The organism is Aliagarivorans marinus DSM 23064, from assembly GCF_000429485.1.
In the GTDB taxonomy this organism is placed as follows: Bacteria; Pseudomonadota; Gammaproteobacteria; order Enterobacterales; family Celerinatantimonadaceae; genus Aliagarivorans; species Aliagarivorans marinus.
Genome location: NZ_AUBY01000033.1, coordinates 24,235 through 33,873, shown reverse-complemented (window position 1 = coordinate 33,873; position 9,639 = coordinate 24,235). Strand labels below are relative to the sequence as shown.

The 9,639-nt window shown below is 56.0% G+C and carries 9 protein-coding genes and 1 tRNA gene; 7 read left to right on the top strand and 3 right to left on the bottom strand.

All coding sequences use genetic code 11. The features are described 5' to 3' along the window. Positions 1 to 14 precede the first annotated feature (14 nt). Together G461_RS0113640 and G461_RS26635 are read left to right on the top strand one after the other, a co-directional pair. Positions 15 to 90: transfer RNA gene (locus G461_RS0113640), tRNA-Gly, on the top strand. A gap of 107 nt (positions 91 to 197) precedes the next feature. Continuing rightward, positions 198 to 911 (top strand): DNA alkylation repair protein, encoded by a 714-nt coding sequence (locus tag G461_RS26635; RefSeq protein WP_026972252.1) that lies wholly within the window; start codon positions 198 to 200, stop codon positions 909 to 911. Between the two features lie 3 nt (positions 912 to 914). Here the strand turns inward: G461_RS26635 and ppgK are convergent, their stop codons facing one another. From ppgK to queG, 3 genes are all read right to left on the bottom strand, one after another. Beyond that, entirely contained in the window at positions 915 to 1,670 is a 756-nt protein-coding gene (gene ppgK, locus G461_RS0113630; protein ID WP_026972251.1) for a polyphosphate--glucose phosphotransferase, read from the bottom strand. A 117-nt stretch (positions 1,671 to 1,787) separates the two neighbouring features. Then, the gene (locus tag G461_RS0113625) at positions 1,788 to 2,105 is read right to left on the bottom strand and encodes a hypothetical protein (protein WP_026959539.1); all 318 of its coding nucleotides are present in this window, start codon (positions 2,103 to 2,105) and stop codon (positions 1,788 to 1,790) included. 157 nt (positions 2,106 to 2,262) lie between these two features. Beyond that, entirely contained in the window at positions 2,263 to 3,393 is a 1,131-nt protein-coding gene (queG, locus tag G461_RS0113620; RefSeq protein WP_026972250.1) for a tRNA epoxyqueuosine(34) reductase QueG, read from the bottom strand. On the opposite strand from queG, the gene G461_RS0113615 reads away from it, so the two are divergent. Genes G461_RS0113615 through miaA form a run of 5 tightly spaced genes read left to right on the top strand, consistent with a single transcriptional unit; the run spans position 3,392 to position 9,551 of the window. Next, positions 3,392 to 4,909 (top strand): bifunctional ADP-dependent NAD(P)H-hydrate dehydratase/NAD(P)H-hydrate epimerase, encoded by a 1,518-nt coding sequence (locus tag G461_RS0113615; protein ID WP_051333570.1) that lies wholly within the window; start codon positions 3,392 to 3,394, stop codon positions 4,907 to 4,909. The genes queG and G461_RS0113615 overlap by 2 nt on opposite strands. A 7-nt stretch (positions 4,910 to 4,916) precedes the next feature. Continuing rightward, entirely contained in the window at positions 4,917 to 5,384 is a 468-nt protein-coding gene (gene tsaE, locus G461_RS0113610; protein WP_026972248.1) for a tRNA (adenosine(37)-N6)-threonylcarbamoyltransferase complex ATPase subunit type 1 TsaE, read from the top strand. After that, positions 5,371 to 6,714: an N-acetylmuramoyl-L-alanine amidase gene (locus G461_RS0113605; protein ID WP_026972247.1), complete on the top strand. Its 1,344-nt coding sequence runs from the start codon at positions 5,371 to 5,373 to the stop codon at positions 6,712 to 6,714. The genes tsaE and G461_RS0113605 overlap by 14 nt, the downstream gene beginning before the upstream one ends. Before the next feature lies 1 nt (position 6,715). Next, a complete protein-coding gene (gene mutL / locus G461_RS0113600; RefSeq protein ID WP_026972246.1) occupies positions 6,716 to 8,629 on the top strand; it encodes a DNA mismatch repair endonuclease MutL in 1,914 nt (637 codons plus the stop codon). Position 8,630: 1 nt separating this feature from the next. Next, positions 8,631 to 9,551: a tRNA (adenosine(37)-N6)-dimethylallyltransferase MiaA gene (miaA, locus tag G461_RS0113595; protein ID WP_026972245.1), complete on the top strand. Its 921-nt coding sequence runs from the start codon at positions 8,631 to 8,633 to the stop codon at positions 9,549 to 9,551. Positions 9,552 to 9,639: the final 88 nt, after the last annotated feature.

Below are 9,639 nucleotides of genomic sequence, written 5' to 3'. Positions count from 1 at the left end.
AGCAAACAGATAAAGCGGCACTAGCTCAGCTGGTAGAGCGCAACCTTGCCAAGGTTGAGGTCACGAGTTCGAACCTCGTGTGCCGCTCCAAATCGAAAGCCCCGTTGGAAACAACGGGGCTTTTTTCGTTCTCGATTGACGGGTATTTCTCGATCCTCCACCATAGCGTTCATCACTTTTCGCCCGAGCTGTTAGCTATGTCAGCCATTCAACAAGCCTGTCAGGCGCTTGAGCAATACATCGAACCTGAGAAGGCCGCGCATTATCCCAAGTTCTTTCAGGCCCAAGCCGGAGGCTATGGCGAGGGGGATTGCTTTCTCGGGGTGCGGGTGCCGAATATTCGTTTAGTCGCCAAGCATTACCCTCTGACTATCACCGACAGCGCACAGCTATTGGAGTCGCCATGGCATGAGCAGCGCCAGCTGGCCTTGGTGAATCTGGTGAGCTTGTTTAAGCGGGGCTCGGCGGAGGAGTGTGAGCGCATTATTGCTGTTTACTGGGAGAAGCGGCGCTGGGTGAATAACTGGGATCTGGTGGATTGCTCATGCCCATATATCTTGGGGCCCTATGTTTGGACGCATCAAGACATCGCGTTGCTTGTACGCTTTGCCTCCGACCCGCTGCTTTGGAGTCAGCGGATGGCGATGGTTAGTAGCTGGCACTATATCCGCCAAGGGGATAGCGCGCTGACCTTGCAGCTGGCCGAGCGTTTTAAACATCATCCACATCCGCTGATGCACAAGGCGGTAGGCTGGATGCTCAGGGAGTTAGCCAAGCGCGATCAAGCATCAGTCGAGGCGTTTCTCAAAGCCAATCTTGCCAGCTTGCCTCGGGAACTACTGCGATACACCATCGAGCGTTTTCCCGAGACCTTGCGCAAAGCCTATCTGTCAGGCGCTGTTCTGAGCTAGCGCTCAGTTATTCGAGTCGTCACCGAATTCGTGGAGGGCGTACATGGCTGCGCCAACAATACCCGCTTGGTTGAGCCCTTGGGCGGGAACCACCTCGGATTTCACCTCAAACTGCTCCACGTATTTGTCGAACTTCTTGCTGGCCCCACCGCCGATGATCATCAAGTCGGGAGAGAACAAGAACTCGAGGCGTTGCAGGTAGGTATTAAAGCGTTTGCCCCACTTCTTCCAGCTCAGATCTTGCTGTTCGCGCACTCGGGCGCTGGCATAGTGCTCGGCAACGGTGTCGCCCAATAGCAGGTGGCCCAGTTCAGTGTTGGGCAACAGTTCTCCGTTAACAAACACCGCCGTGCCAATGCCGGTGCCCACGGTAATCAGTATCACCACCCCGCTGCGATCTTGCCCCGCACCGAAAGCCATTTCAGCTACGCCGGCGGCGTCGGCATCGTTTACCACCACGCAGTTACAGCCAGTGGCGGCGGAAAATAGAGCTGCCGCATTAGTGCCAATCCAAGATTTGTCGATATTGGCCGCCGTTTGAGCCACCCCATGGTGCACAGTTGCTGGAAAGCCGCACCCCACTGGCCCACGCCACTCAAAGTGATCGACCAGCTGTTTCAGGGTATCTGCCACGGCATTGGGTGTAGCCGGTTGGGGGGTGGGGATGCGGTGGCGTTCACTGAGCAGCTCGCCGCTAACGCTATCTACGATGGCGCCTTTGATCCCGGTGCCACCAATATCAACTCCAAGAATTCTCATAGTATTCCTATGTTTACTAGGTAAATGCTTACTAGGTAAATCCAATCTGCTTACAGGGTAAGGAGTAAGCAGATGGAATGCCAGCTTTGCGGGCTAGCAAACGGCAAGACTATGAAGTTACCCTTGTCGGGAGGCGCTGGATGGTTTTAGCGGTAGGATATTTTGTGGTTCGTCTTCAGCGTAGCGGTCGGCCACGTCTTTCCAGTACACCTTGGGTAGGTAGAAAAAGTAGTAGTTTGCCCGGAGTCGGTCCGCTACAAAGCCCAAGCCATGGTGGCTTAACTCCGAGTGAACGTCAGCAACAAAATCCGGCCGTAGGTTTTGTCGGCCAGAGAGTGCTTTAAGGTCATCACGGGTAATCACCACGCCTTCGAGCTGCTGACCAAAACGATTGATCAACCACGTTGCAAACTCTTTGGAACTCTTCATCGCCATAACGTTACCTCCGCATCACTTCTCTGCCTGATGGCTTTTATAGTTATAGCTGAACACCAAAGCTTTGCTGGATTGCTTGTTAATCTGCTTTTGAGAATGTAGAGCTGGCGGGGAATCGTCGGAAATAGCGTTTAGTAAAGTTAAGTTTACACTCCGCCTAGGCGTCTCGGGGCAGGCCTTTTTTGACAATACGGATCAAGCGCTGAGTTTTTCTGGCCAAGGCCGCTTTGCCTTGGTGCTGCTTGATGGCCCATTGGATGTGTTCATCAAGCATCTCGTCTTGGCTATTGGCTTGGTTTAATACCTGCAAAATCTGCTCGTCGAACTCGGCGTTGCCCATGGCAACGGCCAGGTTACGCTGCCACTGAATATGGCCAATCCGGCGAATGGCCGAGCCTTCAGTGGCTTTGAGGAAGGTGGCTTCATCCCAGCTAAACAGCTCTACTAAGCTCTTTTGCTCGAGTTGGGCGCGAACCTGAAAATCCTGCTCTTGGCTGACTGAGGACTCGCGGTTCCATGGGCAGGCCAGCTGGCAGTCATCACAGCCGTAGATGCGATTGCCCAACAGCGGGCGCAACTCTTCGGGAATGCTGCCAGCGTGCTCGATGGTTAAATACGAGATGCAGCGACGGGCGTCAATCTTATAGGGGGCGACAATCGCACCGGTCGGGCAGATGGTCATGCAGGCCACACATTCGCCACACTGCTCATCGATGGGCTGATCGACCGGCAAAGGCAGGTCGACAAACAGCTCGCCCAAGAAGAACCAAGAGCCCGCCTTAGGGTTGATCAGCAGGCTGTGTTTTCCCTGCCAGCCGAGTCCGGCCTTGCCGGCCAACTGGCGCTCTAATACTGGCGCTGAGTCGACAAAAGGACGCAGATGTAACTGGGTCTGGCAATACTCGCTGATGGCTTGTCCCAGTTGCTTCAAGCGTTTGCGCATCAGCTTATGGTAATCGCGACCAAGCGCGTAGCGGCTGATATAGGCCTGTTTGCTGCTTGAGAGTGACTGGGCGAAGCGCGCGTCTTCTGGCAGGTAGTCGAGCCTGACCGAGATGACCCGCATGGTACCGGGGTGTAGCTGTTCGGGGTGCTTGCGCAGTTCGGTGTTACGCGCCATCCAATCCATTGAGCCGTGGCAGCCTTCGGCCAGCCATTTATCGAGCTGTTGGTGATGTTGACTGAGATCCACATCTGCTATGCCGATCTGCTGAAAGCCTAGCGCTTCACCAGTATGCTTGATATGTTGAACCAGCTTTTTTAAGTCTATTTCGGATGGATTATTCATGGCGCAAATGCAGGGAAACCTCAGTGCAAGCCTACCATATAGCGTGTGGCGGGCCGAGTTAGTAAAAGACCAAGAGGCTAAGTTAGCCGAGCAGCATGATATCAGTTTAGCTGCGTTAATGGAGTTGGCCGGCAAGGCAGTATTCGAGACCTTGACCACCCGCTGGCCCGAGGCAAAACAGATCTTGGTGCTGGCCGGCGGCGGAAACAACGGTGGTGATGCCTATGTGGTGGCACGCCTCGCCCAAGCGGCAGGGCTACAGGTGCAGGTAGTAGAGGTGGGCGACCCAGAGCGCCTTCCTGAGCAAGCTGCTACAGCGCGCGATAACTGGCTGGCCGATGGCGGCGAGGCAGAAAGTGCCCAATGGGCCGAGTGGCACAGCGATGTGATCGTCGATGGTCTGCTTGGCACTGGCGCCAACGGTGAGGTGAGAGAGCCTTACAAGCAACTGATCGAGAAGGCCAACTCGGTGGATACCCCGGTGCTGGCGATTGACCTGCCTTCAGGTCTTTGTGGTAACACCGGCAAGCCGCGCGAGTCAGTGATGATGGCCGACTGCACGGTCACCTTTATCGCGGCCAAGCAGGGTCTGTTTACCGGCCTAGCGGCTGCGGTAGTCGGCGAGCTGGTGTTTGCGGGCCTTGGACTGGACGCGGCGTTTGAAGAGCAGAACAAAACCTGTGTGGAGCGGATTAACCCTGAGTCGCTGTTTAGCTTGCTTAAACCCCGCTCACCGGTAGCCCACAAGGGTAACTTTGGCCGAGTGGCTATCTTGGGCGGTAACATCGGTATGCCCGGCGCCATTCGTTTAGCGGGTGAAGCCAGCCTGCGCAGCGGTGCCGGTCTGGTCAACATCCTAACCCGCAGCGAGCATCAAAAATCGGTACTCTCTGGTCGACCCGAGCTGATGGTAGCGGGTATCGAATCTGGCGAGCAAACCTTGCTGGCGAACTTGCTGGATAAGGCCAATACCGCGGTAATCGGCCCGGGCCTCGACACCGACGAATGGGCCAGTGAGCTGCTGACCGCCTGTTTGGAGCGCGATTTCCCTCTGCTGGTCGATGCCGATGGCCTGAACCTACTGACCAAGATGCCCAAATGGCGGGGCAACTGGATCCTCACCCCGCATCCCGCGGAAGCGGCTCGCTTGTTGGCCTGCTCGGTGGCTGAGATTGAGGACGACCGCATCACTGCCGCGCGTAACATCCAGCAAAGTTTTGGTGGTATTTGCGTGCTTAAAGGCGCCGGTACTATCATCGCTGGCGACAATGGCCGGGTGCGTATCAGCAGTGCCGGTAATCCCGGCATGGCTTCAGGTGGGATGGGCGATGTATTGTCTGGTATAATCGGCGGTTTGCTGGCTCAGTTTGCTGAGTCGATAGACCTATTTGATATTGCCTGCATAGGCGTGACCATTCATGGTATGGCGGCAGATCTAGCAGCCGAGCAGGGACAGCGTGGCCTGCTCGCGTCCGATCTGATGCCTTATGTGCGGCAATTAGTGAATCCCCAATAGTAACGAGATGAATTGGCAGACTTTTCTTAGTGATGCCGAGGCCACTGTTGACCTCGGAAGACAACTTGCAGCGGCCTGCGATAGCGCCTGTGTTATCTACCTCAACGGTGAGCTCGGCGCGGGGAAAACTACCCTTAGCCGCGGGTTTATCCAAGGCCGCGGTCACCAAGGCCAGGTAAAGAGCCCCACTTACACCTTGGTTGAGCCCTATCAGCTCGGCCAGTGGCGGGTGCATCATTTCGATCTCTACCGCTTGGCTGACCCAGAAGAGTTGGAGTTTATCGGCATTCGTGACTATTTTGCCGATGACTGCCAGTGTTTGGTGGAGTGGTCTGAACGAGGCCTGGGGTTCCTGCCCGAGGCTGATCTGATTGTTACCCTAAGCTATCAAGGTGAGCAACGGGTCGCAGAAGTGGCTGCCCAAAGTGATATTGGGCGCGAAGTCGTAACACGAATGGACAATGATGAAAGCTAAGTGGTTTTGGGTTTTTCCTCTGATGTTGATGCTGGTTAGCGCCAACGCGCTAGCCAACAAGGTGTCGGGGATCCGTGTATGGGCTGGGCCGGAGAACACCCGCTTAGTGTTGGATTTGTCTTCGGCGGCCGACTACAGCTACTTCAATCTGAGCAATCCGCATCGCTTGGTGCTCGATCTGAGCAACACCCAAATGCAAGTGGACTTGGCCAAGGTATCGCTCAGCGGCAACCTGGTGAAGAAGCTACGCCCGAGTACCCCCAAAGCAAAACAAGACTACCGCTTGGTGATTGAGCTGGGCCAATCGGTGAAGCCTGTGGTGTTTCCTCTCAAGCCTACCGGTAGCTATGGCCACCGGTTGGTGATCGACCTGCCGGATAAAAAAGGTGAGCAACGGGTGGCGCAGGAGCAACAGCAAGTTGCCAAGACCCAGAGTACCCAACAGCTCACTGGTGATCGCGACATCGTGATTGCCATCGATCCGGGCCATGGCGGCGAAGATCCCGGGGCAATTGGTCCCAAGCGTACCTACGAAAAAGGGATTACGTTGGCGATCTCCAAGCGAGTCGTCCGCCTATTGAATCAAGAGCCGGGCCTTAAAGGCGTGTTAACCCGCACCGGTGATTACTATGTAAACCTTAATCGCCGCTCGCAGATCGCCCGCAAGCACCGCGCCGACTTCTTGGTGTCGGTTCATGCCGATGGCTTCTCAACCCCGCAGCCGCGAGGCGCGTCGGTGTGGGTGGTGTCGGCAGGCCGCGCCAAATCTGAGGTGGGGCGGCATATTGAGGACCATGAGGTCCAGTCTGAATTACTCGGTGGCGTGGGCGAGGTGATGGGCTCGGTGGGTGGTGATGCCCATCTGAACTTTGCCTTGGTAGATATGCAAAAAGATTATTCGATGAATACCGCCTACTCTGCGGCCACCGAAATCCTGCGTGAGTTGGGCAAAGTGGCTCACTTGCATAAGAAAAAGCCGGAGCACGCTAGTTTGGCGGTGCTCAAGTCGCCAGATATTCCCTCGGTACTGGTCGAGGCGGGCTTTATCACCAACCCCGGCGAAGAGAAGAACCTGCGTGACGGCAACTACCAAGAGCGCATCGCCAAGGCGATCGTGGCCGGTATCAAGCAGCACTACCGTCGCCAGCCTCCAGCGGGCACGCTGTACGCGATGCGCCATGCTGAGCGCAAACACACTGTGCAGCGTGGTGAGTCGCTGTCGGTGTTAGCGCAGCGCTACAAGGTAAGCGTGGCGGGCCTTAAGCGCGCCAATAACCTTAGCTCGGACTCGCTGCGCATCGGCCAGGTGCTGGTCATTCCAAGTAGCTAGTATGAGTATTCAGATCCTGCCGGCGCAGCTGGCCAACCAGATTGCGGCCGGTGAGGTGGTCGAGCGGCCAGCCTCGGTGGTCAAAGAGCTTATCGAGAACAGCCTGGATGCTGGGGCTACCCGTATCGATGTGGAGATCGATAAGGGCGGTGCCAAGCGGATCCTTATTCGCGACAACGGCAAGGGCATCGCCAAGGCCGAACTTGAGTTGGCGCTTAGCCGCCACGCCACCAGTAAGATTGCCTGTATCGATGACTTAGAGAGCATCGCTACCCTCGGTTTTCGCGGCGAAGCGCTGGCCAGTATCAGCTCGGTATCCCGACTGACCTTGACCTCTCGCCCAATCGATCAAGAGCAGGCTTGGCAGGCGCGCGCCCATGGCCGCGAAATGCAGGTGGATCTGCAGCCAGCGGCGCATCCACCCGGTTCGTCGCTTGAGGTGCTGGACCTGTTCTACAATACCCCGGCGCGGCGTAAGTTTCTGCGCACCGATAAAACTGAGTTTGCCCATATCGATGAGCTGTTAAAGCGTTTGGCGCTGAGCCGTTTTGATGTGGCGCTAAGCCTAAAACACAACGGCAAGACGATGCGCCAGTATCGGATTGCACCGGATCAGCCCCGCCAACTGCGCCGGATTGCCTCGGCCTTGGGTAAGGGCTTTACCGAGCATTGCCTCTATCTCGAGAACCAACATGACCAGCTGCAGCTAACAGGTTGGCTCGGCCTGGCCGACGCTGCGCGTGCCCAAAACGACCAGCAGTATTTTTATGTAAATGGCCGGATGATGCGCGATAAGCTGATCCAGCACGCCATTCGCCAAGCCTATGCGGGCCATATAGCAGAAGACTCTCACCCGGCTTACGTACTGTATCTGGAGCTGCCGCATTCGCAGGTGGATGTAAACGTTCACCCGGCCAAGCACGAGGTGCGTTTCCATCAGGCTCGCTTGGTTCACGACTACATCGTACGGGTATTGGCGCAGACCTTGGGTGCTGCCCAGCAACCGAATCTAGCGTCTCAGTGGGCGCCCGAGCAAGATAGCGACGGTGCTGCACAGTCAGACTCTCCAGCCGCGAGTTCACATTCATTGAGCGGTGAGCACAGCTATTCACCGCAGCATAGCTATCAGAGCGCAGGCGAGCCTCGCGCTGACTCAAGTGGTCGCTCTCCAACTTCAGCCTCATCCGGTGGGAGTGCGGGAGGCAGTCATGACTACCGCAGCCCGCTGCGCCCGGCGGTGCAAGAACAGCATCAGGCCTACCATCAGTGGATGGACCGCAGCGCCTCATTTGCCAAAGAACATGCCGATGACCCCACCGTTGCTGTATCGGCACAGCCTGACAGCAATGTTGCTTCCATGGAACCATCGACCAGCTTGCGCCCCTTGTACCTGCAAGAGCAAGGTTATCTGCTTGCCGAGCGGGCGGGGGAGTTGGAGCTGTGGAATGTGAATGCCCTGCAGACCAATGTTTGGCGTAAACAGGCCTTGGCCCAGTGGCCGCAAGGCCTGCAACGGCTCCCCTTGCTGTTGCCGCTACAACTAAACTTAAGTGCTGGCCATATCGCGCTTATCGAACAGCAGAGCGAGGCGCTTAAGCGCTTGGGCTTGGTGCTAAGGCCGTCGACAGCTAAAAAAGTCAGTCTGTGTGAAGTGCCTAAGTTGGTGCGCCGTTGTGACTTTAGCCATGCGCTGCCGCAGTTCTTTGAGCTGATGGAAGGTCAGGCGGAAGGGAGCTGGCAACAGCCCGAGTTGGTACTAGACGCGCTGCTTAGCTGCTGCGCCAGTACCCACCATGTCAAAGAGTGGCAGCAAGTCCTACACTTGGTGCAACAGTTCGATACCGAGGAGTGGTCGGCCATGGCGGGCCGCTTAAGCAAGCCGGTTGACCTCACCGAATATATTAAGAGTTTCTAATATGAATGCTTCGCTGCCAGTGATTTGCCTGATGGGACCTACCGCATCGGGCAAAACCGCGTTGGCGATTGAGTTACACCAAAAGCTGGGCGCAGAGCTGATCAGTGTCGATTCGGCCCTGATCTACCGTGGCATGGACATTGGTACCGCCAAGCCCAATGCTGAAGAGCAGGCCTTGGCACCTCATGCCCTGATTGATATCTGCGACCCTACAGAGGTTTACTCTGCGGCTGATTTTCGTAGCGACGCGCTGCGTGAAATAGAGCGGGTTCACCGAGCGGGTAAGGTCCCACTGTTGGTCGGGGGAACTATGCTCTACTTCAAGTCTCTAATTGAAGGGATCGCCGAGTTGCCAGCGGCCGATGACGCGCTGCGTGAGCAAATCATCCAGCAAGGCGATGAGCAAGGGTGGCAGTCTCTCCATGAAGAGTTGCAGCGTATCGACCCTGCTAGCGCGGCCCGAATCAATGTTAACGACAAGCAGCGGCTGATGCGCGCCATTGAGGTATATCGTTTGACGGGCAAGAGCTTGAGCGCATTACAGGCCGAGCCGCCTAAACAGCTGCCCTATCGTTTTCATCAGTTCGCGATTGCGCCGAGTGAGAAAGAGGTATTGCATCAGCGCATCGAGCAGCGTTTCCACTTGATGCTAGAGCAGGGCTTCGCCGATGAGGTGCAAGCCTTAATAGATCGTGGCGATTTGGATCTAAGCCTGCCTTCGATGCGTTGTGTGGGGTATCGACAGATGTGGAATTACCTGCACGGCGAGCTGGATTATCAGGAGATGATCTTCCGCGGGGTGGTCGCAACCAGGCAGTTAGCAAAGAAACAAATGAACTGGCTGAATGGCTGGTCAGAGCTGAACTGGCTTGACAGTAACGCAACTCAAAACGATAAAATAATCATAAATTCACTGAGTTAAACTTGAAAATGGCGCTATAAGCAACCACCTTACTGGTATATACTGGCGAGGGAAGTTTAGCCACTTAATCAGTGACAGATAACAACAA

Bases quoted from the DNA above. Each gene is read 5' to 3' on its own strand.
- G461_RS26635 (WP_026972252.1), top strand. From the start codon at position 198: ATGTCAGCCATTCAACAAGCCTGTCAGGCGCTTGAGCAATACATCGAA.
- ppgK (WP_026972251.1), bottom strand. From the start codon at position 1,670: ATGAGAATTCTTGGAGTTGATATTGGTGGCACCGGGATCAAAGGCGCC.
- G461_RS0113625 (WP_026959539.1), bottom strand. From the start codon at position 2,105: ATGGCGATGAAGAGTTCCAAAGAGTTTGCAACGTGGTTGATCAATCGT.
- G461_RS0113615 (WP_051333570.1), top strand. From the start codon at position 3,392: ATGGCGCAAATGCAGGGAAACCTCAGTGCAAGCCTACCATATAGCGTG.
- queG (WP_026972250.1), bottom strand. From the start codon at position 3,393: ATGAATAATCCATCCGAAATAGACTTAAAAAAGCTGGTTCAACATATC.
- tsaE (WP_026972248.1), top strand. From the start codon at position 4,917: ATGAATTGGCAGACTTTTCTTAGTGATGCCGAGGCCACTGTTGACCTC.
- G461_RS0113605 (WP_026972247.1), top strand. From the start codon at position 5,371: ATGATGAAAGCTAAGTGGTTTTGGGTTTTTCCTCTGATGTTGATGCTG.
- mutL (WP_026972246.1), top strand. From the start codon at position 6,716: ATGAGTATTCAGATCCTGCCGGCGCAGCTGGCCAACCAGATTGCGGCC.
- miaA (WP_026972245.1), top strand. From the start codon at position 8,631: ATGAATGCTTCGCTGCCAGTGATTTGCCTGATGGGACCTACCGCATCG.